Consider the following 26651-nt stretch of genomic DNA (forward strand, 5'->3'; position numbering starts at 1 on the left):
GGGCCCATCTGGACCTTGGCCTTGATCCAGTCCGGCTTCCGCTCCACCGGGACAGCCGAGTTGCGCTGTTCAACGCGCAAAAGCTTCCGGCCTTCAGGTGCCAATGTCATTAGTGTTCTTCCTTTTGCATTCGACTAGCATTCGACGACGTTGACGGCGAGGCCGCCCATGGCCGTTTCCTTGTATTTGGAGCTCATGTCCTTGCCGGTCTCCCGCATGGTCACGATGACCTCGTCCAGCGAAACCCGGTGCGAACCGTCGCCCCAGAGCGCCATCTTCGCCGCGTTGATCGCCTTCGCCGCCGCGATCGCGTTCCGTTCAATGCAGGGCACCTGCACCAGGCCCCCGATCGGATCACAGGTCAGGCCCAGGTTGTGCTCCATCGCGATCTCCGCGGCGTTCTCCACCTGCGCCGGAGTCCCGCCCATCACCTCCGCCAGCCCGGCGGCGGCCATCGACGACGCCGAGCCCACCTCGCCCTGGCAGCCCACCTCAGCCCCCGAAATCGACGCCTGCTCCTTGTACAGGACCCCCACCGCGCCCGCGGCGAGCAGGAACTTCACCACCACATCCTCCCGGTCCACCCGGGACGCGTTCTCCATCCCCGGCGCGAAATGCAGCGCGTAATACAGCACCGCCGGGATGATCCCCGCCGCCCCGTTCGTCGGCGCCGTGACCACCCGCCCGCCCGAGGCGTTCTCCTCATTGACCGCCAGGGCGATCAAATTAACCCACTCCTGCCAATACTTCGGATCATGGAACTCGGCTCCGTCGCCTTTGTCCTCGGACCCGGCCGGCCGGGCGCTTTCCTTCCGCAGCCGGTCATACCAGTCCGGGGCCCGGCGGCGGACCTTCAACCCGCCCGGCAGCACCCCCTCACGCTTCAAGGACGCGGCCACACACCCCTCCATCACCGAATAGATGTGCAGCAGGCCCGCCCGGATCTCCTCCGGGGTGCGGCTGTCCTCCTCGTTCACCCGCATCACATCACTGATGCCCAGCCCGGTTTCCCGGCAATGCTCCAGCAACTCCGCCGCGGTCCGGAACGGCAACGGCAGCTCCTTCTTGGACTCCTCCAGCTCCAGCTGGGCCGCGTCCTCCTCGCCCTCACGGACAATGAACCCGCCGCCCACCGAAAAGAACGTCGCCGCATGCAAAACCTTCCCGGCCGCGTCGGAGACCGTGAACGTCATCCCGTTCGTGTGCCGCGGCAGGACAGTCAACGGCCGCAGCACCATATCCTTCACCCCATAAGGCAACGCCACCGCACCGGCCAGCTGCAGCAACCCCGTCTCCGCGATCGCCGCCAGCCGCTCCTCCACCTCCTCCGGCAAAATCAACTCCGGATGAAACCCCTCCAAACCCACCAAAATGGCCGTCATCGTCCCATGCCCATGGCCCGTCGCCGCCAACGACCCATACAAATCCACCCGCAACGACGCCACCCCCGCCAGCACCCCCGAAGCCTTCAGCTCCTCAGCAAAAACAGCAGCAGCCCGCATCGGCCCCACAGTATGAGAACTCGAAGGTCCGATCCCAATCGAAAACAGATCAAAGACGCCAACGGCCATGGTGGGATTCCTAACGAGACGTGTAATGGGTGGGTGGAGCGTCGCTAAGGCGACGTGGGCACGAGCGCCGGCGGAGCCGGGCTTTTCGGAAGCGTGCGTCAGAGGCGAGGAACGAGCCAGCACGCGTGAAAAGTCCGGTCCGCCGTCGCGGACGCAACCGAGGTCAGGACAGTGGTGCGACGCCCGGGTAGAGCGGGTGGGCTTTGGCGAGGGCTTCGACGCGGTGACGCAGCCCCGAAAGGTCGGCGTCGGCGTCGGCCGTCAATGCCTCGGCGATGATGTCCGCGACCTCGCGGAAGGCGTCCTCGCCGAACCCGCGGGTGGCCAGGGCAGGCGTGCCGATCCGGAGGCCGGAGGTCACCATCGGTGGCCGCGGGTCGAAGGGGACGGCGTTGCGGTTGACGGTGATGTCGATGGCCGCGAGGCGGTCCTCGGCCTGCTGCCCGTCGAGCTCGCAGTTGCGCAGGTCGACCAGGACCAGGTGCACATCGGTGCCGCCGGAGACCACGCTGATGCCCTTGGCCGTGACGTCCGGCTGGACCAGGCGCTGGGCGAGGATCCGGGCGCCGGCAAGGACGCGCTGCTGGCGCTCCTTGAACTCGGCGGACGCGGCGATCTTGAACGCCACGGCCTTGCCCGCAATCACGTGCTCCAGCGGTCCGCCCTGCTGTCCGGGGAACACAGCCGAGTTGATCTTCTTGGCGATGTCGGCGTCGTTCGTCAGGATGATGCCGCCGCGCGGACCGGCGAGGGTCTTGTGCGTGGTGGACGTGGTCACGTGCGCGTGGGGCACCGGCGACGGGTGCAGGCCGGCGGCCACGAGCCCGGCGAAGTGCGCCATGTCCACCATGAGGTAGGCGCCCACGGAATCAGCGATGCGGCGGAACTCGGCGAAGTCCAGCTGCCGGGCGTAGGCGGACCAGCCGGCCACGATCAGCGCCGGCCTGGTCTCCTGGGCCAGGCGCTCCACCTCGGCCATGTCCACTGTGTGGGTGTCCTCGCGGACGCCGTAGGGGACCACGTTGTAGAGCTTGCCGGAGAAGTTGATCTTCATGCCGTGGGTGAGGTGCCCGCCGTGGGCAAGGTTCAGGCCCATGATGGTGTCGCCCGGCTTGATCAGCGCGTGCATCACCGAGGCATTGGCCTGGGCGCCGGAGTGCGGCTGCACATTGGCGAACCCCGCGCCGAAGAGCGCCTTGATCCGGTCGATGGCGAGCTGTTCGATGACGTCCACGTGTTCGCAGCCGCCGTAGTAGCGCTTGCCCGGGTAGCCCTCGGCGTACTTGTTGGTCAGCACCGAGCCCTGCGCCTGCATGACGGCCACGGCGGTGTGGTTCTCGGAGGCGATCATCTCCAGGCCGTCGCGCTGGCGGGTGAGTTCGTCGTCGATCTTCGCGGCGATCTCCGGGTCCAGGGTGGAGAGGTCCGCGTCGAGACTCGGCGAAACCACCTGCTCGAAGGCCGTCACTGTGCCGGTGCCTGCTGCCGCGCTGCTCACAGTTCGCCGCCGTTGGCTGCCGCGTATTCCTCAGCGGACATCAGCGGGCCTTCTTCGGTGACGGCCACCTTGAAGAGCCAGCCGGCGCCGTAGGGATCGTTGTTGATCAGGGCGGGGTCGGAGACCACTTCGTCGTTGATCTCGACAACTTCGCCGGTGACGGGAGCGTAGAGGTCGGAGACGGACTTGGTGGACTCCACCTCGCCGCAGGTCTCTCCCGCGGTCACGGTGGAGCCAACCTCGGGGAGGTCGACGTACACGATGTCGCCGAGGGCTTCGGCGGCCACAGCTGAGATTCCGACGCCGGTGGGCCCGGATCCGTCAGCAGCAACCCATTCGTGCTCGGCGGAGTACTTCAGTTCAGCAGCAACTTTTGCCATGTGTTTTTCCTTAGGTTCGTGTTTGAGAAAGTGAGGGAGCGTCGGCCCAAAACCCGCATTAAGTGAGAGAGCGTCGAGGGCTGGCGAGGCTGGCATCCGGCAGCATGCGTCAAAGCGACGAAGGAGCAGCATGCAGAGGATGTCAGCCCCGCCGGGGCGGGCGTTACTTCTGGCGCTTGTAGAACGGGAGTGCTACTACTTCGAAGGGCTCCGGCTTGCCGCGGAGGTCGATGTCCAGGGCGGTGCCGGGTTCCGAGTGTTCGACGTCGACGTAGGCCATCGCGATCGGGTACCCGAGGGTGGGTGAAGGCTGGCCGGAGGTCACCTCGCCCACGACGTTGCCGTCCTTGAGGACCGGGTAGTGGCTGCGTCCGGCGCGGCGGCCCAGGCCCTTGAGTCCCACGAGCTTGCGGCCGGACGTGGAGCCTGCGCCGAGTGCTTTGAGTTCGGCGAGCACGGCCTTGCCCACGAAGTCGGATTCCTTGGCCAGCGAAACCACGGGGCCCAGGCCGGCTGCGTAGGGGTTGCCTTCGCGGGAGAGCTCGTTGCCGTAGAGCGGCATGCCCGCTTCGAGGCGGAGCGAGTCGCGGCAGGCCAGGCCTGCGGGGATGAGCCCGTGGCCGGCACCAACTTCCAGCAGCGCGTCCCACAGACCGGCGGCGTCCTCATTGGGGATGTAGATCTCGAAGCCGTCCTCGCCGGTGTACCCGGTGCGGGCCAGCAGCAGGTCCTGCCCGTTAATTTCCACCTCGACGGCCGCGTAATACTTCAGCTCCGTCACCAGGGAGTGTTGATCCGCAGGAACGAGCGTCAGCAGGATGGCCTCGGCGTTCGGTCCCTGCACCGCGATGAGGGAGGTCTCGGCGGAAACGTCGTTTACGGTGACGTCGAAGCCGGCAGCCCGCTCGGCCAGCGCTGCGGCAACCACCGGAGCGTTGCCGGCGTTGGGCACCACAAGGTACTTGTCTTCACTCCGCCGGTAGGAAATGAGGTCGTCGATGATGCCGCCGTCTTCCTGGCAGATCAGCGAGTACTTGGCCTTGCCCACGGCAACCGCGGACAGCTTGCCGGCCAGGGCGTAGTCCAGGAAGGCTGCGGCGTCCGGGCCGGTTACCCACACTTCGCCCATGTGGGAGAGGTCGAACAGTCCGGCGGCGTTGCGGACAGCGTGGTGTTCGGCCAGCTCGGAGTTGTACTTCAGGGGCATCTGCCAGCCGCCGAAGTCGGTGAAGGATGCGCCGGCAATCTTGTGCTGCTCATAGAGCGCGGTGTAGTTCTCAGTCATCACGGAATCCTTAGTTCTCAAACTCGGAAAGAGGCGGGCAGGAGCAGACCAGGTTGCGGTCCCCTGCCGCGCCGTCGATGCGGCCGACCGGCGGGAAGTACTTGTCCTGCCGGAGCGATGCCACCGGGAAGGCGGCCTGTTCGCGCGGGTACGTCCGGTCCCATTCAGAGGAGACGACGGCGGCGGCCGTGTGGGGTGCGTTGCGCAGCGGGGACTTCTCAACGGTGAAGTCGCCGGCGGCCACTTGGTCGATTTCCTTGCGGATGGTGATCATGGCTTCGATGAAGCGGTCGATCTCCGCGAGGTCCTCGGACTCGGTGGGCTCCACCATCAGGGTGCCCGCCACCGGGAAGGACAGCGTGGGGGCGTGGAAGCCGAAGTCGATGAGCCGCTTGGCCACGTCCTCGGCCGTGACACCCGTGCGGGCGGTCAGCTCGCGCAGGTCAAGGATGCACTCGTGCGCAACGAGGCCGCTTTCACCGGTGTAGAGGACCGGGAAGTGCTCGTCCAGGCGGGCTGCGACGTAGTTCGCAGCCAGGAGCGCGGACTTGGTGGCCTCGGTCAGGCCCTGCCCGCCCATCAGCTTCACGTAGGCCCAGGAGATCGGGAGCACACCGGCGGAGCCGAAGCGCGAAGCGGAAATCGCGACGCCATGCCCGGCTTCATGGGCGGCCTTGTTCGCGTCGCCCGGCATGAACGGTGCCAGGTGTGCCTTGGCAGCAACCGGGCCGACGCCGGGTCCGCCGCCGCCGTGCGGGATGCAGAAGGTCTTGTGCAGGTTCAGGTGGGAGACGTCGCCGCCGAACTTGCCCGGCTGGGCGAGGCCTACAAGTGCGTTCAGGTTGGCGCCGTCAACGTACACCTGGCCGCCGGCGGCGTGGATCGCGTCGCACACCTCGCGGACATCGGAGTCGTACACGCCGTGCGTGGACGGGTACGTGATCATGATGGCCGAGAGGACGTCCTTGTGGGCCTCGATCTTGGCCTGCAGGTCGGCGTGGTCGATGGTGCCGTCTGCAGCGGTGGCAACAACCACAACCTTCATGCCCGCGAGCACGGCGGAGGCGGCGTTGGTGCCGTGCGCCGATGCCGGGATCAGGCAGACGTTGCGCTGCTGGTCCCCGCGGGAGTGGTGGTAGCCGCGGATCGCCAGCAGGCCGGCGAGCTCGCCCTGGGAGCCGGCGTTGGGCTGGATGGATACCTGGTCGTAGCCGGTGATTTCGGCGAGGTCGGCTTCCAGGCCCGCAATCAGTTCGCGCCAGCCCTCGGTCTGGGAGTCGGGGGCGAACGGGTGGATGGAGGCGAACTCCGGCCAGGAGATGGCTTCCATCTCGGCGGTGGCGTTCAGCTTCATGGTGCAGGAGCCCAGCGGGATCATGGTGCGGTCCAGTGCCAGGTCCCGGTCGGAGAGGCGGCGGATGTAGCGCAGCAGCTGGGTCTCGGAACGGTGCGTGTTGAACACCGGGTGCTGCAGGTAGCTGGAGGTGCGCAGCACCGATTCGGGCAGCTCGAAGCCCTCACCGGACACAACGGGACCGGCGCCAAAGGCGACGGCAACCGCGGCGAGGACCTCCGGCGTCGTGGTTTCATCAACGGACACGCCAACGGTGTCCGCGTCGATGAGGCGCAGGTTGATGCCGCGGGCTTCGGCGGCGGTGATCACCGTGGCGGCCTTGCCGGGAACACTGACCGTGAGGGTGTCGAAGAAGGTGTCGGACACCAGTTCGCGGCCGGCGGTCTTCAGCGTGGCGGCCAGGGCGCGGGCGTTGTTGTGGACAGTCTCGGCGATCGCCTTCAGGCCGTCGGGGCCGTGGTAGACGGCGTAGAAGGAGGAGACGATGGCCAGCAGCGCCTGGGCGGTGCAGATGTTGGACGTGGCCTTCTCGCGGCGGATGTGCTGCTCGCGGGTCTGCAGTGCCAGGCGGTAGGCGGGGACGCCGGCGTTGTCCTTGGAAACGCCCACGATGCGGCCGGGGAGGGTGCGTTCCATGCCGTCGCGGACGGCCATGTAGGCGGCGTGCGGTCCGCCAAAGAACAACGGCACGCCAAAGCGCTGGGTGGAGCCGACGGCGATGTCCGCGCCCTGCTCGCCCGGCGGGGTGATGAGGGTGAGTGCCAGGAGGTCGGCAGCGACGGTGACAAGCGCGCCGCGCTCCTTGGCTTCGGCGATGACGGCGGACTGGTCCCAGACGCGGCCGGAGACGCCGGGCTGCTGCAGGACGACGCCGTTGATCTCGCCGTCGGGAAGTCCGTTGGTGAGGTCTGCGATTTCCACCTCGAAGCCGAGGGCTTCGGCGCGGCCCAGCACGATGGCGATGGTCTGCGGCAGGAGGTCGGCGTCGAGGACGGTCTTGCCGTCCTTCGCAGTCTTGGACTTGTTGGCGCGGCGCATCAGCAGCACGGCTTCGGCGACGGCGGTGGCTTCGTCGAGGAGGGAGGCGTTGGCCACCGGGAGCGCGGTGAGGTCCTGGACCATGGTCTGGAAGTTCAGCAGCGCCTCGAGCCGGCCCTGGGAAATCTCGGGCTGGTACGGGGTGTAGGCGGTGTACCAGGCGGGGGCTTCAAGGATGTTGCGGCGGATCACCGGCGGGGTCACGGTGTCGTAGTAGCCTTGGCCGATCATCTGCACGGCCATCTTGTTCTTGCCGGCCAGCTTGCGGAGCTCGGCGAGGACCTGGACTTCGCTGAGGGCGCCCTCAAGGGTGAGGGGCTTGTCCTGGCGGATGGAATCCGGAACTGCGCTGTCCACGAGGCCATCAAGGGTGTCGTAGCCGACGGCCTTGAGCATGGTGTCGATGTCGGACTGGCGGCGCGCGCCGATATGGCGGTCTGCGAAGGTGGTTGGGGACGATTGAACCGTCATGAGAGGAACTCCATAATTCAGGTGGCAACCGGTGCCACTTTGATTCGGGTTCCTCCCCGCTCTGTATTGGACCTGAGAGTTTTGCGTTGCCCTGCTGTTCAGCGGGGCGCCACTTGCACCGTCGGTGAGCCCGGTTGCCCGGACTGCTTTCCAGAGTTGCCTTGCCGCGGCGGTACGTGGGCCTGAGAGATTCCTGGGGAGGATTTGCTCCTACGGCGCCTGCAGAACGTACCGGCAGGACTCTCCCGCCGCAGATCATAAGCACGTGCCACTGGTCGGTGACACGGCTCACACCTTACCGGGTTATGGGGCTGGATGCAAAATCCGCGTCTTTCCAAGTCAGGCTTACGACGGCGGGACGCGCCCGACGTGCTCGAAGGCATCAGGTGCACGGAGACGGTGCAATTAGGAGGCTTCCGGAAGTTCTAGCGGGAGGCTTCCCTGCCCAGCCGGTACCCCGCCCAGAACGCCAGGACGAGCAGTCCGACGACGGCGACGGCCAGGCCGATCTGTGTACCTTGGGTAACCAAGGCGATGCCGCTGCCGCTGAAAAGCTGGTTGCTCAGCGGCGCGTAGGCGAACCAGCCGAAGCTGGCGTCCGCGTTGCTCCATGCTACGAGGCACCCCGCCACTACCGTCACAAGGCCAGCGATGGGAACGACGGCGGCAAGAACCCGGGCAGGCGGCGGAGTTTTGCGGTCTTCAGGTGCGTTGTTGTCCCCCATGCAGGCGAGTCTAGCCGGGCCGCCCCCGGCGTCCGGCTCAGGGGTCCGGCTCCGGGGCAAGACAGGCTCCGGGCAGCGGGTTTAGGCTGGGCGGATGTTGACCATAGGCAGCACCGTCCTCGGCGTCAACGACGTCGCCCGCGCAACCGCCTTTTGGCACGCCGCCCTCGGCTACGTCCCGCAGGAGCCCGGGGACGAAACCTGGGTGATCCTGGTGCCAGCAGCGGGCCCGGGAGCGCAGCTCGCCCTCATGCTGAGCGAAACGCCGGTCCAGGAGCACCCGCGCATTCACCTGGACCTGTATGCGGACGATCAGGGCGCCGAGGTGCAACGGCTGGTTTCACTCGGCGCCCAGCGCGTCGACTGGGACCTGTACCCGGAGAACCCCGATTTCGTGGTCCTCGCCGACCCCGACGGCAACAGGTTCTGCGTCGTTGACAAAAGTCCGCGGTAGCCCCGCCGTCGAACCTTGAACTTCCGGCCGGGTCAGTTTTCAGGCAGTTGCCCGGCCAGCCCCTGCAGTGATGGTTCCCGGCCCAGCTCCACATGGGCGAACGCCAGCGCCGCCGCAAGTTCGGCCTTGCCGTCATAGATGGCCCGGCACAGGCTCAGGTGCTCCGCGCACTGGACCTGGGGATCACGGTGCCCGGTCAGGGTGAAGAGCCACTGCATCCTGCCCAGCAGAGGCTTCATGGAGTACTCGAGCAGCGAGTTGCCTCCCATCGAGACGATCTCCGCGTGCAGGGCCGTGTTGATGAGCGGGATCTCCGTGTGGTCGTGGCGCAGGGTTGCTTCTTCGGCCTTGTCCATCATGTGCTGCAGGCGCGCTGTGGACTCACCCCGGGCGGCGGCCTGGGCGGCGAGCCGCGCGGCGAGGACCTCGAGGCTGAGCCGGACATCAAAGAGTTCATTGACGTCCCTCAGGGTGATCTGCTTGACGGTGGCCCCGCGCCGTGGCGAGGTGTCAATGAAACCTTCGGCTTCCAGCTGCTGGAGGGCTTCGCGGACGGGGACCCGGGAAACGTCCAGGGCCTGTGACAGCTCGCGTTCCCTGAGCCGTGAACCGGGCGCGAAGTCACCCGAGATGATCAACTCCCGGATCCGTGCACGGGTAGCATCAGCCGAAGACGCGGGTGCGTCCGCCTGGGTACTCAAAGATGCCTCCTGTTGGTTCCAGTGCCCTGCTTCCGGGCTGCCTCAGTTATTCAGCTCCACGCGGGTGCCGACCCCCTGGTTGAGTGCAGCGTCATACAGGAGCCTCCCGATGGCAAGGTCCTGCAGGCCGATACCCACCGAATTGAACAAGGTTATGTCCTCATCCCCCAGACGGCCTGCTTTTATCCCGGCCGCCACGTCACCAAGTTCGGCTTCCACATCGTCAAAGCCCATGACGCCTTCAGCCACAGGGACGATCAGTCCCCCTGACTTCGCTTGGGCCGTGGCCAGGCTGTCCACGAAGACCCGCGCCCGCGCCATACCCGCTGAGTCAATCTCCCGGTGGTCAGGCCGCGGACGGGATCCGACGGCGTTGACGTGCAGTCCGGGCTGGAACCACTCCCCCTTGACCAGCGGCTCAACCGCTGGCGTGAGGGTGCACAGCACGTCCGAGTTCTCAACAACTTCCTGCACACTGGCGGCCCGCGTGATGTGCAGCCCGTATGAGGAAATCCGGTCACAGAACGCAGCGACCGTCTCAGTGGAACGGGACCACACCACGACATTTTTGATCGGCAGGACGGCCAGCATGGCTTCCACATGTGCCACCGCCAGGGCCCCCGCCCCCACCAACCCCAAGGTGGCACTCCCGGGCCTGGCAAGCAGCTTGGTCGCCACCGCGCTGGCAGCGGCCGTACGGACCCGGGTGGGGACTTTACCGTCCAGGATGGCCAGTGTTTCACCGGTCAGCTGGCTTACGAGCATGATGGTGGACCGCTGCGAGGGCAGGCCGGCCCCACCGTTGGACGGGATGTCCGCCAGTAGTTTCACGGATGCCAGCTCCTCCGGCCCGGACAGCGCCGCCATCGGCAGGAACCGGGCATCCGACGACGGCAGGAGGAGCGAATCCGGCGCGGGCTGGACAGCGGTACCTCGGCTCAGGCCGGCAAAGACGCGTTCGACGGCGGCAATGGTTCCGGGCATATCGGCCAGGGTTTCGAGCTCGGAGGCTTTAAGGATCAGGGTCATGGGGGTCGCTTTCGGAATGGAAGGGGGCGTTAGCTTGGGCGGTCAGGGTTGGCGGGGAAACCCCGCCCTGAGAGGCACGGTGGCTCAGAGGCTGTTCCTGACAAGGACTCCCTGCGCCACCACGGCCCGGATTCCTTCCAAGGCAGAGCCGCTGGACAGGGGATCAGAGTCCACAATGACGGCGTCCGCGAAGGAACCGGGCACCAGCCGGCCGGCGTTTTCACTCCAGCCCAGCAGCGCGGCGGCATTGACCGTGGCGGCCCTCAGGGCTTCCAGGGGGGAAAGCCCGGCCTCACTCAACAGGCGGACTTCCGTGCCGATCGGAGTCACGTCGGATCCGAACGAGTCCGTCCCCGCAACGACGGTCACGCCGGCATCATGGGCGGCTTTCACGGCTGCTTTGATGATGGGTGTGTACTCCTTGCCCCGGGCGGCAAGGATTGGGTTGGACGAACCCGCCATGCTGGTGATGGCATCCATGGTGGGCGTGAAGTACGTCCCCTGCCTGGACATCCGGGAGATGGTCTCTTCGGTGACGAAGACTCCGTGCTCGATGCTGCGCACCCCTGCCCGGACCGCGCCGTCTATCCCTTCGGCACTGTAGGCATGGCACAGCACACCCGCTTTGCCTGCTGCCTTGACCACGGCGGAGAGCTGATCGTAGTTGTAGACCAGCTCACGGGGATCCTGCTCCGGCAGGCCCGCCCGGGGGTTGGCCCTTGTCTTAATCACCTGCGCGCCGCGGTTCAGGTTCACGCGCGTGAGGTAGGCGAGATCGCCCGTTTCCCTGACGCCGCCAGCCAGGGAGGCAAGGGGTGCAAGATCAGGGTCGGCGAGGAGCGAGTCCCCCAGCTCGGGTGAGACGAACAGCCCGGCAGGGCTCATCCGGGGCGAGGCTCCGGCGGCCCAGGCAGGCAGGGCGGCCAAGGCGACGTCCTGGTAAAAGCTGCTCGAGCCGCTCCTGACGCTGGTTGCTCCGCCCTGCAGAATGGCGCGCGCATCCGACAGCGCGTTCGCATGGACATGCACGTCGATGAGTCCTGGAATGACCCAGCGGCCGGAGGCATCCACCACGTGTGCCCGCCCGGCAAGCGCGGCCACTGCACGTCGCGTTTCCTCCCGGGTACCGACCGCACTGACCTTTCCTGCTTCCAGCACCAGGACGCCGTCATAGACAGCGTCGCCGGTCTGGGGATCCACGATGGTGCCGCCTTCGATGATCATCGGCGGCGGCGAAGCGGGACGCCCACGGCGGCCGGGGCCTGCCGTGTTGCCCTCCGCTTTCGCCGCCGGGGCATTTCCCAGCTGGGCGGCAAGGCTGGCCACCGAGATCCCGGCGAGGGCGGCTGCTCCGGCGAGGATCCCGCGGCGCGGAACGGCCGGGGAAGGGAGGGCGGCGGGGGTGTGGTCGTGCAGGCACATGGTTTCTCCAAAGGGATAAGCCCTGCGGCGGAAGCGCGGGGTCCGTGGACGGGTCAATGTCAAGCGATTGGCGGGGGCGGTCGAGCTTCGCCCCTACGTACTGGTGGCCCCGACTTCGTTCACAATAGCCCCACTGGTATACCAAGGACTAGGGTGGGCGGGAACGCGAATTGCCGGAGCCAGGTTAGGAAACGCCTACCGGAGCGACGATGTCCGCTGGCGGATACGTGGGCGGAAACAGCTCATCAGGGTCCCGGCGCCGGCTGTCCCGCTCGGAATAGGCTGCCCGCATCCGGTCGAACAGTTGCTGCCCCTCGGCCCGCAGGGACTCGAGGTCCAGGCCGGGCAGGGCGCCGTCGACGACGACGGCACGCCCGGCCACGAAAGTATCGGTCACCTGGCGGGCCGTGCCGTTCAGCACGAGTGTGCGCAGCGGGTCCTCGACGACACCATCTGCGAAGCCGGCCAGCGAGACCACCGTAATGTCCGCCTGCATACCGGGCGCAAGCCTTCCCAGGTCCGGCCGCCCAAGGGCCGCGGCCCCGCCGAGGGTGGCGGCGTCGAAGTAGTCAGCCAGGGCGCCTGCGTCGGGCCTTTCCTCGACCAGCCGGGTCAGGTGCATCCCCACGTCGATGCCCCGAATCAGGTCCGGAGGGAAGGAATCGGTGCCCAGGCAGAGATTGACGCCGGCCTCGCGGAAACGGTCGAATGACACAAGCTGCTTCTGGTAGCGGAAGGACGTCAAGGGGCAGTGGACAATGCTGACGCCGTGCCTGGCCAGCAGGTCCAACGGGCCTCCGGCGGCCGCCGCAGCAGGATTCCTGGCGTCAATCACCACGCCGTGGGGAATGAGGAGGCGGGTGCCGAAAAGGCCCGTGGATTCCAGAAGTTCCAGCACGCTGCGCCCGGCAGAGCGCAGCAACAGCCCGTCTTCCAGGGGAGATTGCAGACAGTGCAGCCGCACGAGGGCGTCCCGCTCACGGGCAATCCGGGCAGTCTCCCGCATGAGGTTTTCGGACAAGGTCTCAATCCGGCACGGGAGCAGGACGCCCGTGATAAGCGGGTCCGCGAGGTCAGCCGCGAAGTCCAGGAAATCCTGTGCGTCCTGCAGCCCGGCAACCCCGCGGGCCTCATCGAAGTGGACTTCGCGGTCCCCCGCTGCAGTGGTGACGTGGACCCCCGACCGGTAGGCCGGCCCGAGGTAGCCCCGGAGTCCGATCCGACGGCTGGTCCGCGCCATGTCCACCAGTTCATCGAGCCCTTCAGCCCAGGAGCTGTGGATCTCCGAGGCAATCGGCATATAGGTGGTAATGCCGTGCAGTGCCAGCTGCGCCAGCGCGAACTCCCGCACCTTGGCGCGTTCAGCCGGACTGAACACATCCCGGCGGTTGTTGGCGAAGTAGTTCTCGGACCACAAGTGGCCGGCGGCAACTTCAGGCGAAGGCCACGAGTCGAGGATGAGGTGGTCGATGTCGGCGAGCGCATCCAGGTCAATCAGTCCGGGGATGACCAGGCTCTTGCCGTAGTCGCGCTCCTCATCCACGGGACCGTCATAGCCGCGGCCGACAAAGACGATGACAGTACCTTCGAACACGACTTCGCCGTGCTCAATGAGGGTGTGCTGTTTTCCATCAAAACCCAGAACGTACCGGGCGGAGATTTTCGTGTACATCGTGCCTCCTTGCACCTGGGCGCCGGGCGTGGGTTCCGGGCGCCTACAAAAATGTGACTTGCCTCTCACTGGGTACGAGTATACAGTCTTTTGGTATACCAGAGCGACATTCCCGAAACCTGGGCTGTATATCGCTCGCTCCTCCCCGTTCCCCCTCGAAAGGCCTGCGTCATGCGCAATGAAGCGAAGACCACAGGCGGCACCGCATCCGTCCTAGTGGACGCGGTACCGTCGCATACTTTCCGTGCCCGCCCCGCCCTGTGGTTCGCAATGATCGCGCTCTCCACCGCCGTTTGTGCCGCCGCCATCATGATCGGAACCCATAAATTCCACCTCGGCCCCGCCGCGATTGTCCTGATGCCAATCCTGTGGACCGTGCTCATCGGCGGCTTCCTGGGAGTCCAGAGATGGAAACCAATCGGCGGGCGTGCCCGTGCGGTGTCCACCCACCTCATGGATGTCTCCATCGTGTTCTTCCTCGCGGGCCTCGGCACGCAGATCGGGCCGTCCTTGACGAAGTTCACGAACATCGGTCCCGCGATCCTGCTGCAGGAGGTGGGCCATGTGGTGGGCACAGTGATCCTGGCACTGCCGGTCGCGGTTGCGCTTGGCCTGGGCCGCACAGCCATCGGTGCCACGTGGTCGATTGACCGCGAGTCCTACCTTGCTTTCGCGATCCAGCGCTTTGGCGTCCGTTCCCCCGAGTACCGCGGCGTATTCGCGGTGTGGGTTTTGGGCAGTGTATTCGGTGCCGTGTTCATCTCGCTGTTGGCGGGCCTTCTGGGTGGACTGGACTTCTTTGACCCGCGGGCCCTCGCGCTGGGTCTTGGACTCGGGTCCGCCTCCATGATGCTCGGCGGCGTGGGTGCCCTGTCCATCCTGTATCCGGAGATGGCGGGCGAGATCATGGCCCTTGCTGCCCTGTCCAATCTGGTGACCAACATCGTCGGCTTCTACGCCGGCGTTTTCATCGCGCTGCCTATGTGCCAGAAGCTTTACACGATGTGGTCCCGCATTTTCGGGCGGGACGATCTGGGCCGCCGTGTCCGCGGCGGCGCTCTCCTTGGCTCCGCAGCCGGGAGCAAAACAGGCGGATCCGCCCACGCGCGCTCCGGCGCGGCCGCTGTGGAAGCGGACGAGCCGGCCGTCACTGACACCGTGGACGTCAACGGCATCGAAGCGGACCCCACTGTTCTCCGTTCCCCCAGGACGTGGCTCACCGCCTTCGCCGCGACGGGAGTGGCAGGCATCCTGCTGAACACGCTGGGCACAGGTTCAATGCGACCGCTGGATGTGGTCGGCGTGACCATCCTGCTGGTCCTTACTGCCATCGCCCTGGTCCTCGCCAGGCTAGTTCCGGCGGTTCCGTCCAGCATCTGGGTCCTTGCCCTTGCAACGATTGCGTCCGCGACGTTCCTGCCCATCGGCCCCTTCATCGCCTCCACCACGCAGAACATCAACGTCCTCTTCGCAGGCCTGCCAATGATCGCCCTGATCGGCATGTCACTGGGCCGTGATGTGAAGGCACTCCGCTCACTGAGCTGGAAGATCATCATCGTCGCCCTGATGACCTTCACCGCGAGCTTCGTTGCCGCCGCAGTGATCGCGCAGGTCGCCTTCCATTTCTAGTCCATACTGCGGGGAAGGCGGCGGGCCTCCGGGCCCGGTGCCTTCCCCCCGCCGTTAACACCACAGACCCTTAACCGGGACAGCACTGCAAAGGGATCCAACCATGTTCATCACCAATGTCCGCCCGTGGGGCGGGGACGCCGTAGACCTGGAAATTAGCGCGGGACGGATCGCGGCCATCCGTGCGGTGGGGACCGGCGCCGTAACTGGTGACGCTTCCGGCCGGAAGCTGGAAGGGCGCGGCCGGATCGCCCTCCCTGCATTCACGGATGTGCACGTCCACCTTGACTCGACCCGGATCGGGCTGCCCTTCCGGGAGCACACCGGTTCGCCGGGGGTGTGGAACATGATGTGCAATGACCGGAAGAACTGGCGCGACACCCCCATCCCCTACCCCGATGTGGTGGCGGGGACGCTGGAACGGATGATTGCACGCGGCACCACGCGCGTCCGCTCCTATGCCCAGATCGATGTGGACTGCAAGCTTGAGCGCTTCGAGGCAGTCATGGCCGCGAAGGAGCGCTTTGCCCGTGCTGCAGACGTGGAGATCATGGCGTTTCCCCAGGCCGGCCTCGTGCTGGAGGAAGGCACTGTCCCGCTGCTCGAGGAGGCACTGCGTGCGGGGGCCACGACCATAGGGGGCATCGACCCCTGCCAACTGGACCGCGATCCCGCCCGCCATCTGGACATCGTGTTCGGCCTGGCGGAGAAGTACGGGGCCGACGTCGATATTCACCTTCACGAGCCCGGGCACCTTGGCGTCTTCAGCGCCGAACTTGTCTTCGAACGCACCCGGGCGCTGGGCATGCAGGGACGCGTGTCGCTTTCCCACGCTTACGATCTGGCCAACGTCCACCCGGATGTGACTGCCCGCCTCATGGAGCAGATGGCCGAACTGGACGTAGCCTGGGCAACGGTGGCCCCGGCAAGCGCCGGCACCCAGTTCGACCTGGTCCAGATGACCGCGGCCGGGATCCGCGTGGGTCTTGGCGAGGATGGCCAACGGGACTACTGGAGCCCATACGGCAACTGCGACATGCTGGACCGCACCTGGCAATTGGCCTTCACCCACCGGCTGCGCCAGGACCGCCTGATTGAGCACTGCGCGGCGATCGCCACCATTGGCGGCGCCGCCATCATGGACCGGACGGTTCAACGCCTCACCGGCCCGGATGACCGGCCCGGCCTCGCTGTTGGAGATGCGGCAGACATCGTCATTGTGGACGGCGAAACCGTCACCAGCACCGTCATGGACCGCGGCACGGACCGTACCGTCATCCACGCCGGCAGGCTCGTCGCCGACGGTTTGGTTGTCCTTGCGGAACCGGCCGCCTGACCCACGCGCTGTCCCTGGTGCTTTCCGGACGGAGAAAGCAAAGCGGACGACGGCGGGAACCTCCCGCCGTCGTCCGCTGATGTTTTGCGATCCTCCCGCTAGACCTTTGCGGGTTCAGCCACCTTCAGGGGCTCGATCTTGCCCATCACGAAGAGGTAGTTGGCGGCGCCGACCAGGGCCACCCCACCGATGACGGCAAGCGGGGCCACGAAGGAGCCTGTCTGGTCCACCAGGACGCCGATCAGGATCGGGGTGAAGATGCCGGCCAGGTTGGAGGCGAAGTTCTGGAGGCCGCCGATGGAGCCCACGTGGCGTGAGCTGGGGGCAACATCTGCCGGAAGCGACCAGATGCCGGTTGCTGCGACCGTCAGGCTGGAGTACGCCACCGACAGCAGGGCCAGCGCCATCCAGGCCTCGGGCACCAGCGCAGCGAACATGATGACCGAGCCGCCGGTCAGGCCGCCGGCGATGGCGGTCTTGCGGACGCGGGTCACCGAGACGCCGCGCTGGACGGCGCGGTCTGCAACGTACCCCGCCAGCCAGCCGAACAGCACCGCGCAGATTCCGGGGATGGCGCCGAAGAAGCCGAGCTTGAGCAGGTCGAAGCCGCGCTCCTTCACCAGGTAGCTCGGGAAGAAGGTGATGAAGAAGTAGATGGCGCTGTTGAGGCAGAAGAAGCCGAACATCATGCTGAGGACGGTCCGGTACTTGAACAGCGAGCGCCACGGAAGCTTGGCGGCGCCCTCGTCATCGCTTGCGGCGCTGCGCGCACCGCCTTCCTGGATGTAGGCAATCTCGGCGGCGTCCGCCGTCGGGTGCTCTTCGGGGCTGCGGTACACCTTCCACCAGACCGCGGCCCAGATGATCCCGGCAATGCCGATGATGATGAACACGGCGTGCCATGACGTGAAGGCAACAATCAGGGTCACGATCGGCAGGGCGATCACCGCGCCGACACGGGAGCCGGAGTCCCAGATGCTCGTGGCAAACGCACGCTCCCGGACCGGGAACCAGGTGGCCACCACCTTGGCCGCGGTGCTGGGGGCGGGGCTTTCGCCAACGCCCAGCAGGAACCGGGCGGCGAACAGGGACCAGAAGTTCGTCGCCGCTGCGGTGACCATGGTGAAGATGGACCACCATACGGCCGCGAGGGAGAACGACCTGCGCGGACCCACTTTGTCCACGTACCAGCCGGCGGCCAGCTGGCAGAAGTCGTAGGCCCAGAAGAAGGCCGCGAAGATCAGGCCCTGCTGGGTTGCCGAGAGCTCGAAGTCCTTGCCCATGAACGGCAGCGCGACACTAAGGCTGGAGCGGTCAAGGTAGTTGATGCTCAGGCCAATGAAGGCGAGCCAGATGATCATCCAGCGTTTTCGGGTCATGGTGCGGGGAGCCTTGGGGGAAGTTTTGGGGGCAAGCCTACTGCCTAGAGCAGTCATGCGGTCTCCTTTGACGTAAACATGGGCTTCGGGCGACACGGCACAAGGAGGGCCGGGGCGCGCTTGTTGGGGAAACGATCATATAGGAATGCGGTTAATCATATATAGAAAGTGATCCAAGACAAGTCCCCCCCCCCAAAAAAAAACTTCCGCGAGCGCCCGGAACCGGCCGGTGGCTTATGATTCCCACAGCGACTCCGGCAACACACTGCAAAGAGGTAAACGCGTGCCACCACGTCAACCGTCCGAGACTTCCCGCATCAAAGCAGCCGTCACCGACGTCTACTCCGCGATGCGCGCGTCAATCCTCAACGGGGAAATCGAGCCGGGCACCCGGATCAACATCGACGCCGTTTCCCGCACCATGGGCGTATCCCAGACGCCGGTCCGGGAAGTGCTCCAGCGGCTCGAGGGCGACAACCTGGTGGTCTACACCCCCGGGCGCGGCTACAGCACCACTCCCCTGCTGGGCCTGGACGAACTGCGGTCACTGTTTGAATTCCGGCTGCTGGTGGAGCCGTGGGCCGCCCGCGCGGCAGCAGTGGACCGGCTCGCCAACCCCGCCAGGGCGCTGGAGAAAGAACTGGCCGCCTTCCAGGGCGTGATGAGGGGCGGAGGTGACCTGCGGCAGGACCTCGTTGCGCATGACACGCGCTTCCACGACACCATCCTTGCCGCAGCCGGGAACCCTGTGGTCCGGCACGCCTTCGCCCAGACGCACTGCCACCTGCATACCTTCCGCCTCTACCCGGCAGACGTTGACGGGGCCAGCACCATGGCCGAGCATTCCGCCGTCCGGGAAGCCATCCAGGCCTGCCGGCCGGAGGAGGCGGAGGCGGCGATGGCACAGCACATCAGGAATTCCTTCACCCGCTTCGCCCAGGCGTTCGAGGGAACAGTGGAGCTCGAGCCCCTTGAGGAAGGCGGCCCGCCCAGGACCCGCATCGTGTGACTCCAGGCCAGCAATCACAGGGAAGCCCGGCAACCTGCCGGGCTTCTTTTTTTGTGCGCCAGGGCCGCCGGAAAACTTGACCTGCCTCACACTTCCTATATGATTATCAAACTTCATATAGGAATAGCCCACGAACTCCTCCCAGTGCAGAGAGAAGACCAGCATGCCTTCCATTTCTTCCATCCGTACCCAGGACGTCCGCTTCCCGACGTCCCTGGAACTTGACGGCTCCGACGCAGTCAACGTCGACCCCGACTACTCCGCCGCGTACGTGGTCATCCGCACCGACGCGGGCGACGAAGGCCACGGTTTTGTGTTCAGCTGCGGCCGCGGCAACGAGGTCATCACCCACGCCATCGATTCCTATGCAGCCCTCCTGGTGGGCCGGGACATCGACGAGCTCATCTACGACCTTGGCAACGCCTCCAAGCGGCTCATCCACGATTCCCAGCTGCGCTGGCTCGGCCCGGAAAAGGGCGTGACCCAGATGGCGGCCGGCGCCCTGGTCAGTGCGCTCTGGGACATCCGGGCCCGGCGCGAAAACAAGCCGCTGTGGCTCCTGCTCAGCGAAATGCCCGCCGAGGAGATCGTCGACGTCGTCGACTTCACCCACATCCGGGATGCCCTCAACCCCCAGCAGGCCCTGGACATCCTGCGCGCCGGCGAGGACGGGAAGGCCGCACGGATCGCCGCCCTCAAGGTGGACGGCTACCCCGCCTACACCACCTCCCCCGGCTGGCTGGGCTACAGCGACGAAAAGCTGGTCCGGCTCAGCAAGCAGGCGGCAGCGGACGGCTTCTCCATGATCAAGCTCAAAGTGGGCGGGGACATCAACGATGACCGCCGCCGCATGGCCCTGGCGCGGCAGGCCGTGGGTGAACTTCCCATCGCCATCGACGCCAACCAGCGCTGGGAGGTCTCCGAAGCCATCGAATGGGTGAACCAGCTTGCAGAGTTCAACCCGTACTGGATTGAAGAGCCCACCAGCACCGATGACATCCTGGGCCACGCGGACATCCGCAGGGGCGTGGCCCCGGTCCGCGTTGCCACCGGTGAGGCCGTTGCCAGCCGCATTGTGTTCAAGCAGCTGCTGCAGGCAGGCTCCATCGACGTCCTCCAGCTTGACTCCACCCGCGTGGCCGGCGTCAACGAGAACATCGCCAACCTGCTGCTCGCCGCCAAGTTCGGCGTCCCGGTCTGTCCGCACGCCGGCGGCGTGGGGCTCTGCGAGCTCGTCCAGCATTTCTCCTTCTTCGACTATGCGGCAATCACCGGCAGCCAGGACGGGCGCATGATCGAGTATGTGGACCACCTGCACGAGCACTTCGCCGAGCCGGTCCGGATCGTTAACGGCCGCTACGCTGCCCCGCAGCTGCCCGGCACCGGCGCCGAAATGCTCAGCGCCTCGCGGTCCCGCTGGGAATTCCCGGGCGGTGCCGGCTGGGCCGAAGTAGGCAACCGCGCCGCCGTCACCGGGGCCCGGCTCGCCCCGGCGGGAGGCGTCCGATGACCACCAGCGTGGAAGAGCTGGACGCCGTCGTCGAAGCGGCCCACGCCGCCTTCGAAAAGGCCCGGACGGCGGATCCCTTCACCCGGGCGTCATGGCTGGAGGCGGTGGCAACAGCGCTGGACGCAGACGCTGACGTGCTGGTGGCCCTCGGGGAACAGGAAACCCACCTGGCGGAGGCGCGTCTCCGCGGCGAACTGAAGCGCAGCACCTTCCAGCTCCGGCTCTTCGCGGACGAGATCCGGCGCGGCGAGCACTTCGATGCCACGATCGACCGCGCGGATCCGGAATGGGGCATGGGGCCGCGGCCCGACCTGCGCCGCTACAACGTGCCGCTCGGGGTGGTGGGCGTCTTCGGCGCCTCCAACTTCCCGTTTGCCTTCAGCGTGATGGGCGGCGACAGTGCCTCGGCGCTTGCCGCCGGCTGCGCCGTGGTGCACAAGGCGCACGACGGGCACCTGCAGCTTGCCCTGCGCACCGCAGAGGTTGCGGTGGCCGCACTCGACGCCGCCGGCGCGCCGTCGGGCCTCTTTGCCCTGGTGACCGGAAGGTCCGCCGCGGAGGCCCTCGTGGACCACCCCCTGACAAAGGCCATCGGCTTCACGGGCTCGACGGCGGGCGGCCGCGCCTTGTTCAACCGTGCCGCGGCGCGTGCCGAGCCCATCCCCTTCTTCGGCGAGCTCGGCGGGATCAACGCCGTCTTCGTGACGGAGAACGCCTGGGCCGCACGCCGCGACGGGATCGTCGCCGGCTACGCGGGCTCCTTCACCCTGGGCATGGGCCAGTTCTGCACCAAACCGGGCCTGCTGTTCATTCCCCGCGGGCACACCGACGCCGTCCGCGCGGCGCTGAACGAAGCGCTCAAGGATTTCATTGCCGCGCCGCTGCTCAGCGAGCGTCTGCATGAGGGGTTCGCGGGCGCCGTCGGCGGTCTCCGTGGAACGCAGGGCGTGGAGGTGCTGGTGGAAGGCGACTTTGCCGAGGCGCCGTCCCCCACCGTGCTGCACACCTCGGCGTCCGCGGTGCGCAAGGATCCGTCCATCCTCCGCCAGGAGATGTTCGGGCCGGCAAGCCTCATCGTGGAGTACGGGGACGAGTCCGAGCTCCCGGCACTGGCCGGACTCCTCGAGGGGCAGCTCACCACCACCCTGCAGGCGGAAGCCGACGACGACGTCTCCGACCTTGCCGCCCGGCTCACCGATCTCAGCGGCAGGGTGCTGTGGAACGGCTGGCCCACGGGCGTCACCGTCAGCTACGCGCAGCACCACGGCGGGCCTTACCCGGCGACGTCGTCCAACACCACGTCAGTGGGGACGGCTGCCATCCGGCGTTTCCTCCGGCCCGTGGCCTTCCAGTCCTTCCCGGCGGACCGGCTGCCGGAACCGGTGCAGGATGCCAACCCCTGGCGGGTGCCGCAGCGCATCGACGGCGAGTGGCAGCGGCCGGAAGCTGCGCCGGCGACGGCGGGCGGCGGCCAGTGAACGCGCCCAGGCCCATTGGACCGTCGTCGGTCCTTCCGGAGGATGCAGCCGGCGCGCTCCTGATCGGCCGGATCTGGGACGTCGAAGCGTCCGGCCCGCGCGTCGTGGCGGTCCAGGGCGGGGACGTCTATGACCTCCAGCCCCTGGCCGAAACGGTCTCCGCACTCCTCGAACGCCCGGACCTGGTGGCAGCCGTCCGGGGCGCCATGACCGTGCCCCGATGGTCGGCGTCGGAGATCATCGAGGCGTCCCTGGCCCGCGATACAGCCCGGCCGCATCTCCTGGCCCCGGTGGACCTCCAGGTCGTCAAGGCCTGCGGCGTGACGTTCGTGGACAGCATGATCGAGCGGGTGATTGAGGAGCGCTGCGGCGGCGACGCCAGCCGCGCCAGGCAGACCCGGGAGCTGGTGGCGAAGGCGCTGGGCGGCAGCATCGCCGCGGTCCGGCCCGGCTCGCCCGAAGCCGCCGAGGCCAAGAAGGTGCTGATCGCGGAAGGGCTGTGGTCGCAGTACCTGGAGGTGGGCATCGGGCCGGACCCCGAGGTGTTCACCAAGGCCCCGGTGCTTGCGTCGGTGGGCCTTGGCGCGCAGGTAGGGATCCCGTCGTTTTCCCACTGGAACAACCCCGAGCCGGAGCTGGTGCTGATCGCCACCTCGGGGGGTTCCGTTGTGGGCGCCACGCTCGGCAACGACGTCAACCTTCGGGACGTGGAGGGCCGCAGCGCCCTGCTCCTGGGCAAGGCGAAGGACAACAACGCCTCCTGCGCGCTGGGTCCGTTCATCCGGCTGTTCGACGGCGGCTTCACCCTGGACACGCTCCGCGAGGAGGAGATCCTGCTGCGGGTCGATGGCACGGACGGCTACTGCCTTGAGGGCCGCAACTCGGTGGCCCGGATCAGCCGGCCGTTCGAAGAACTGGTGGCCGCGACCCGGGGACGCCACCACCAGTACCCGGACGGCTTCGCACTGTTCACCGGCACCCTGTTCGCCCCGACGCAGGACCGCGACCAGCCGGGGCAGGGCTTCACGCACAAGATGGGCGACACCGTGACCATCCGCAGCCGGCACCTCGGTGCGCTGGTCAACCAGGTGGGCCCCGCCGAGGAATTGCCGGAATGGTCTTTCGGGCTGCGGCAGCTGTTCGAGTACCTGCACCACCAGCGGGCCCTTCAGGAGTCTGCTGCCCAGGTGCGGTAGGCGGCCGGAAGCGGACGACGGCGGGAGGTTCCCGCCGTCGTTCGCTTCTTTAATCGGCGACTTGGACAGTTGCCTCTATTTCCACCGCGAAGCCCAGCGGAAGGGAGCTGACCCCGATGGCCGACCGGGCCGGCAGCCGCTCCGTGCCGAACGCTAGGGCCAGCACCTCGGTGGCGCCGTTGGCAACAAGATGGTGCTCGGTGAACCCGGGCGTGCTGTTCACAAAAATGACGGCCTTCAGGACGCGGGCCACCCGGTCCAGCCCGCCGAGGTGGTCGCGCACAGTGCTGAGCAGGGAAAGCATGACGGCCCGGGCCGCCTCCTTTCCCTCCGCCGTTGTAAGGTCCGCTCCCAGCTTGCCGCGGTGGATCGGCTCTCCGTCCGCGAAGGCCCCGTGCCCGGAAACATGGAGGACGTCCGCATGCCGGGTGATGAGGGCAAAGGTTCCAACCAGCGGGTGCGGTGGCGGCAGCACCAATCCGGCCCCGGCAAGCTTCTGCTCAGGCGTCATGTGGTCATCCCCTAGCGTGTTCGGGCCCTGTTTCCAGACTAGCGGTCCAAGGATCCCCAGAGACCGCCGGGGAACAACTGCGCCCCTTATTCCGTTGGCATCGCTACGAGCATGCCGCCTGCGTCCAGCCGGCACCCAACAGAACGGAACCACATGGTCAGGGCTATCTGGAACGGAAAAGTCATCGCCGAATCCGCGGACACCGTGGTGGTGGAGGGCAACCACTACTTCCCGCGCGACGCCGTCAACGCCGGCTACCTGCGGGACAGCGACCTCTATTCGGTCTGCCCATGGAAAGGCAGGGCCAGCTACCACACGCTGGAAGTGGACGGGAAACTGAACGTGGACGCGGCCTGGTTCTACCCGGAGCCGAAGCCGCGCGCCAAGCAGATCGAGGACCGCATCGCCTTCTGGCGGGGCGTGACCATCGAGCACTAGCAGAGCGGACGACGCCGGGAGGTTCCCGCCGTCGTCCGCTCCCCTTGTGCGCCGCCCCGGTCAGTTCTTGGCGACGTCCAGCTCAATCACGGCCCAGGACAGCGCCGGAAGCGTTGCCCTGAGCTCGGAGCCGCTGGCCTTCGCTCCTTGCAGCGGCTTGAGTCCCACCTGGTCGGGGCGGTCCTGGCTGTTGGCGGTGAAACGGTCCCCGCCCTCAGGGATCTCCAGGACCTCCGCGCGGACCACCTGGCGGGCATCAAACCCGCGCAGTGAGACGTCGATGTCCGCCGCTTCCTCCAGGCCGCGGTTTGCCAGGAAGAGCGCCACGCGGCCCGTCTCCTCGTTCCACGTCGCGCTGACATCCACCAGGTCGGTGCCGCCGAAGCGCGCGTTTTCGTACTTGTCCGAGTCAACGGACAGGCGCAGGATCTGTCCCGTGGCCAGCGCGGCCATGCGGGCGAACGGGTGGAAGATGGTCTGGCGCCAGGCCGGGCCGTTTTCCTCGCTGAGGATCGGGGCGATGACATTGACCAGCTGCGCCTGGTTGGCGATCTTGACGCGGTCGCCGTGGCGGAGCAGCGAGTTCAGCAGGGTTCCCACCACCACGGCGTCCGTCACGTTGTACTTGTCCTCGATGAGCCGGGGGTGCTCGCGCCAGCCGGCCTTGGCGACGTTGCGCAGCTGGTCCTCGGTGTCCCGGCCGCGCTGGTACCAGACGTTCCACTCGTCGAAGGACAGGTTGATGTGCTTCTTGTGCTTGCCCTTCGCCCGGACGGCGTCGGCAGTCGCGATGACTGATTCGATGAAGTAGTCCGTATCCACTGCGCTGGCCAGGAAGCTGCCGGCGTCGCCGTCGTGCTCCTGGTAGTAGGCGTGGAGGGACACGTAGTCCACCTCGTCGTACGCATGCGTCAGGACAGTCTGTTCCCAGGCGCCGAAGGTGGGCATGCCCGAGTTGGAACTTCCGCAGGCCACCAGTTCGATGTCCGGGTCCACGAAGCGCATGGCCTTGGCCGCCTCCTGCGCCAGGCGGCCGTATTCCTCGGCAGTCTTGTGGCCGATCTGCCAGGGGCCGTCCATCTCGTTGCCGAGGCACCAGAGCTTGATGTTGAACGGATCCTTGTGGCCGTTCTTCGCACGGAGGTCGGACCAGTAGCTGCCGCCGGGGTGGTTGGCGTATTCCACGATCTCGCGGGCCGCCTCCACGCCCTTGGTGCCCAAGTTGATGGCTTCCATGATTTCCGTGCCGGCCTGGCGGGACCAGTCGACGAATTCGTGCAGGCCGAACGCGTTGGTCTCTACGGTGTGCCAGGCGCCGTCCAGCCGGCGCGGACGGTTCTCGCGCGGGCCGATGCCGTCCTCCCAGTTGTAACCGGAGACGAAGTTGCCGCCCGGATACCGGATGACGGTGGCCCCGAGTTCCTTGACGAGCTTGAGGACGTCTTGCCGGAAGCCTTTGTCATCGGCTTCCGGGTGGCCCGGTTCGTAGATGCCGGTGTAGACGCAGCGGCCCATGTGCTCCACGAAGGAGCCAAAGAGGCGGCGGGGGACTTCGCCGATGGTGAAGTCGCGGTCGAGGGTGATCCGTGCGCGGGACATGTACAGCACTCCTTGGTCGTTGTTCAGGTCTGTTCGTAGCGTTGGTTTGCAGGCGGTAGGTGGCGGTTCAGGTTCCGGCGAGGCCCGTCGTCGCAACGCCCTTGATGATCTGGCGCTGGAAGAAGAGGAAGACGAGGATGAGCGGCAGCGCAGCGAGCAGGGCGGACGCCATGTTCTGCGCGTACTGGATGCCGTAGGCGCTCTTGATGGTCTGCAGCCCCACCGGAAGGGTGAGGAGCGCGCCGTCGTTGGTGGCGATGAAGGGCCACAGGAAGTTGTTCCAGGCGCCGATGAACACGAAGATGGCGACGGCGGCAAGGATGGGCCGGGACAGCGGCAGGACGATTTGGGTGAAGATCCGCATGCGGCTGGCGCCGTCCATCACCGCCGCTTCTTCAAGCTCGCGGGGAATCTGGTCGAAGAACTTCTTGAGCACGAACACCATCGCCGGGTGGATGACCTGCGGCAGGATGATGGCCCAGGAGGTGTCGATCATGTGCAGGGCGAGCATCTGGTAGAAGAGCGGGATGATCAGGACCGGCGGAGGGACGATGATGGAGGCGATGATCACCGTCATCAGCACCTTCTTGCCCTTGAAGTCGATCCGGGACAGTGCGTAGGCCACGAGCGCAGAGATCACCAGGGTGATGGCCGTGATGGCCGCCGAGGTGTAGAGCGAGTTCCACGTCCACAGCGGGATGTTGCCGTCCTGGAACACTTTCACGAACGCTTCGGGCGTAAAGCCCGACGGCGGGACCCAGCTGATCTTCGGAGCCGCGGCATCCGTCTCGGTCTTGAAGGCGGTGGCGGTTGCCCAGGCGAAGGGGACCAGCCAGAGGACTGCGATCAGCGCGGCAACCGCGACGGCGGCGATCTTGCCTGCCGTCATTTTCTTGCGTGGCTGGCGGAGGTCCTGGCTGGTGCGTGTGCCTGACTCGGGGCGGTCGAGGGTCTGAATTGCCATGG

The 26651-nt window shown here is 66.7% G+C and carries 22 protein-coding genes, 1 pseudogene and 1 riboswitch; of the genes and pseudogenes, 8 read left to right on the forward strand and 15 right to left on the reverse strand.

Annotated features, from left to right (window positions below; all coding sequences use genetic code 11):
• The 7 genes and pseudogenes from U7114_RS18565 to U7114_RS18595 all read right to left on the reverse strand — a co-directional run.
• Positions 1-110 (reverse strand): annotated as a pseudogene (locus U7114_RS18565) (lipoyl synthase); the annotation flags it as partial.
• A 24-nt stretch (positions 111-134) separates the two neighbouring features.
• Positions 135-1571 (reverse strand): L-serine ammonia-lyase, encoded by a 1437-nt coding sequence (locus U7114_RS18570; RefSeq protein WP_323058173.1) that lies wholly within the window; start codon positions 1569-1571, stop codon positions 135-137.
• Between the two features lie 163 nt (positions 1572-1734).
• Positions 1735-3069 (reverse strand): serine hydroxymethyltransferase, encoded by a 1335-nt coding sequence (gene glyA, locus U7114_RS18575; protein ID WP_323058174.1) that lies wholly within the window; start codon positions 3067-3069, stop codon positions 1735-1737.
• Positions 3066-3449, reverse strand: coding sequence for a glycine cleavage system protein GcvH (gene gcvH / locus U7114_RS18580; protein WP_157240929.1), 384 nt, complete (start codon positions 3447-3449; stop codon positions 3066-3068). The genes glyA and gcvH overlap by 4 nt, the downstream gene beginning before the upstream one ends.
• A gap of 163 nt (positions 3450-3612) precedes the next feature.
• Positions 3613-4734 (reverse strand): glycine cleavage system aminomethyltransferase GcvT, encoded by a 1122-nt coding sequence (gene gcvT, locus U7114_RS18585; protein ID WP_323058175.1) that lies wholly within the window; start codon positions 4732-4734, stop codon positions 3613-3615.
• Positions 4735-4744: 10 nt separating this feature from the next.
• Positions 4745-7597 (reverse strand): aminomethyl-transferring glycine dehydrogenase, encoded by a 2853-nt coding sequence (gene gcvP, locus U7114_RS18590; RefSeq protein ID WP_323058176.1) that lies wholly within the window; start codon positions 7595-7597, stop codon positions 4745-4747.
• Positions 7598-7757: 160 nt separating this feature from the next.
• Positions 7758-7855, reverse strand: a riboswitch (glycine riboswitch).
• Between the two features lie 167 nt (positions 7856-8022).
• Positions 8023-8322, reverse strand: coding sequence for a hypothetical protein (locus U7114_RS18595; RefSeq protein ID WP_323058177.1), 300 nt, complete (start codon positions 8320-8322; stop codon positions 8023-8025).
• Between the two features lie 94 nt (positions 8323-8416).
• Here U7114_RS18595 and U7114_RS18600 point away from each other — a divergent pair, with 94 nt between their 5' ends.
• A complete protein-coding gene (locus tag U7114_RS18600; RefSeq protein WP_323058178.1) occupies positions 8417-8776 on the forward strand; it encodes a VOC family protein in 360 nt (119 codons plus the stop codon).
• 32 nt (positions 8777-8808) lie between these two features.
• On the opposite strand, the gene U7114_RS18605 is transcribed toward U7114_RS18600, so the two are convergent.
• From U7114_RS18605 to U7114_RS18620, 4 genes are all read right to left on the reverse strand, one after another.
• A complete protein-coding gene (locus U7114_RS18605; RefSeq protein WP_157240917.1) occupies positions 8809-9477 on the reverse strand; it encodes a GntR family transcriptional regulator in 669 nt (222 codons plus the stop codon).
• Between the two features lie 42 nt (positions 9478-9519).
• Positions 9520-10506, reverse strand: coding sequence for an ornithine cyclodeaminase family protein (locus U7114_RS18610; RefSeq protein ID WP_323058179.1), 987 nt, complete (start codon positions 10504-10506; stop codon positions 9520-9522).
• An 84-nt stretch (positions 10507-10590) separates the two neighbouring features.
• Positions 10591-11928, reverse strand: a complete 1338-nt coding sequence (locus U7114_RS18615) for an amidohydrolase family protein (RefSeq protein WP_323058180.1) — start codon at positions 11926-11928, stop codon at positions 10591-10593.
• A gap of 184 nt (positions 11929-12112) precedes the next feature.
• Positions 12113-13600, reverse strand: a complete 1488-nt coding sequence (locus U7114_RS18620) for a chlorohydrolase family protein (protein WP_323058181.1) — start codon at positions 13598-13600, stop codon at positions 12113-12115.
• Positions 13601-13771: 171 nt separating this feature from the next.
• Between U7114_RS18620 and U7114_RS18625 the strand changes: the two genes are divergently transcribed.
• Entirely contained in the window at positions 13772-15229 is a 1458-nt protein-coding gene (locus U7114_RS18625) for a DUF3100 domain-containing protein (RefSeq protein ID WP_323058182.1), read from the forward strand.
• 103 nt (positions 15230-15332) lie between these two features.
• Positions 15333-16565 carry an amidohydrolase family protein gene (locus U7114_RS18630; protein WP_323058183.1) on the forward strand — a complete coding sequence of 411 codons (1233 nt, stop codon included), beginning with the start codon at positions 15333-15335 and terminating at the stop codon, positions 16563-16565.
• Between the two features lie 98 nt (positions 16566-16663).
• On the opposite strand, the gene U7114_RS18635 is transcribed toward U7114_RS18630, so the two are convergent.
• Positions 16664-18001, reverse strand: a complete 1338-nt coding sequence (locus U7114_RS18635) for an MFS transporter (RefSeq protein ID WP_157240905.1) — start codon at positions 17999-18001, stop codon at positions 16664-16666.
• A gap of 226 nt (positions 18002-18227) precedes the next feature.
• Between U7114_RS18635 and U7114_RS18640 the strand changes: the two genes are divergently transcribed.
• From U7114_RS18640 to U7114_RS18655, 4 genes are all read left to right on the forward strand, one after another.
• Entirely contained in the window at positions 18228-18953 is a 726-nt protein-coding gene (locus U7114_RS18640) for a GntR family transcriptional regulator (protein WP_321214471.1), read from the forward strand.
• A gap of 163 nt (positions 18954-19116) precedes the next feature.
• A complete protein-coding gene (locus U7114_RS18645) occupies positions 19117-20463 on the forward strand; it encodes an enolase C-terminal domain-like protein (RefSeq protein ID WP_157240903.1) in 1347 nt (448 codons plus the stop codon).
• Positions 20460-21941: an aldehyde dehydrogenase (NADP(+)) gene (locus U7114_RS18650; protein ID WP_323058184.1), complete on the forward strand. Its 1482-nt coding sequence runs from the start codon at positions 20460-20462 to the stop codon at positions 21939-21941. The genes U7114_RS18645 and U7114_RS18650 overlap by 4 nt, the downstream gene beginning before the upstream one ends.
• On the forward strand, positions 21938-23137 hold the full coding sequence (locus tag U7114_RS18655; protein ID WP_323058185.1) for a fumarylacetoacetate hydrolase family protein: 1200 nt from the start codon (positions 21938-21940) through the stop codon (positions 23135-23137). Before U7114_RS18650 ends, U7114_RS18655 begins: the two co-directional genes overlap by 4 nt.
• A 49-nt stretch (positions 23138-23186) precedes the next feature.
• Here U7114_RS18655 and U7114_RS18660 read toward each other — a convergent pair whose 3' ends face one another.
• Positions 23187-23648, reverse strand: coding sequence for a RidA family protein (locus U7114_RS18660; RefSeq protein ID WP_323058186.1), 462 nt, complete (start codon positions 23646-23648; stop codon positions 23187-23189).
• A gap of 153 nt (positions 23649-23801) precedes the next feature.
• Here U7114_RS18660 and U7114_RS18665 point away from each other — a divergent pair, with 153 nt between their 5' ends.
• Positions 23802-24086 (forward strand): DUF427 domain-containing protein, encoded by a 285-nt coding sequence (locus tag U7114_RS18665; RefSeq protein WP_157240896.1) that lies wholly within the window; start codon positions 23802-23804, stop codon positions 24084-24086.
• A gap of 60 nt (positions 24087-24146) precedes the next feature.
• Here U7114_RS18665 and U7114_RS18670 read toward each other — a convergent pair whose 3' ends face one another.
• A complete protein-coding gene (locus U7114_RS18670; protein WP_323058187.1) occupies positions 24147-25685 on the reverse strand; it encodes an alpha-N-arabinofuranosidase in 1539 nt (512 codons plus the stop codon).
• 67 nt (positions 25686-25752) lie between these two features.
• Positions 25753-26649: a carbohydrate ABC transporter permease gene (locus tag U7114_RS18675; protein ID WP_323058188.1), complete on the reverse strand. Its 897-nt coding sequence runs from the start codon at positions 26647-26649 to the stop codon at positions 25753-25755.
• Between the last annotated feature and the right edge of the window lie 2 nt (positions 26650-26651).

The organism is Pseudarthrobacter sp. C1, assembly GCF_034720455.1.
In the GTDB taxonomy this organism is placed as follows: Bacteria; Actinomycetota; Actinomycetes; order Actinomycetales; family Micrococcaceae; genus Arthrobacter.